The organism is Xanthomonas sp. CFBP 7698 (assembly GCF_003600855.1).
Classification (GTDB): domain Bacteria; phylum Pseudomonadota; class Gammaproteobacteria; order Xanthomonadales; family Xanthomonadaceae; genus Xanthomonas; species Xanthomonas cannabis.
Genome location: NZ_PRDN01000024.1, coordinates 1 through 322 on the forward strand (window position 1 = coordinate 1; position 322 = coordinate 322).

At 63.0% G+C, this 322-nt stretch carries 1 protein-coding gene; it reads right to left on the bottom strand.

The window, feature by feature from the left end:
• A partial coding sequence (locus XnspCFBP7698_RS21215; protein ID WP_104581853.1) for a hypothetical protein occupies positions 1-299 on the bottom strand: 299 nt, incomplete at its 3' end.
• Positions 300-322: the final 23 nt, after the last annotated feature.

Consider the following 322-nt stretch of genomic DNA (forward strand, 5'->3'; position numbering starts at 1 on the left):
CCGGTGTTGAGGTGGCCGTTGCTCTCGTCGATGGCGAAGTTCACTGTCTCGCCATCGTTGGTCACCTGCAGCGCCCCGTCCTTGTACACCGCCGGGTAGCTCGCGGTCTTGGGCTGGCGGCTGAAGAACTTCGGCGTGGTGCTGCGGACCATGAAGGTCTCGCCATTGCGCTCGATGTCCATGGTCTCTTCCTGCGTCTGCACGTTGACCCAGTGGCCAACGAACTGCTCGCCCTCCACCTTGGCGCAACCGCTCACCAGCAGTACCGCGGCCAGCGCGGTGCCCATCCACTTCATCATCGTGTGTTCTCCAGTTGAGGCTG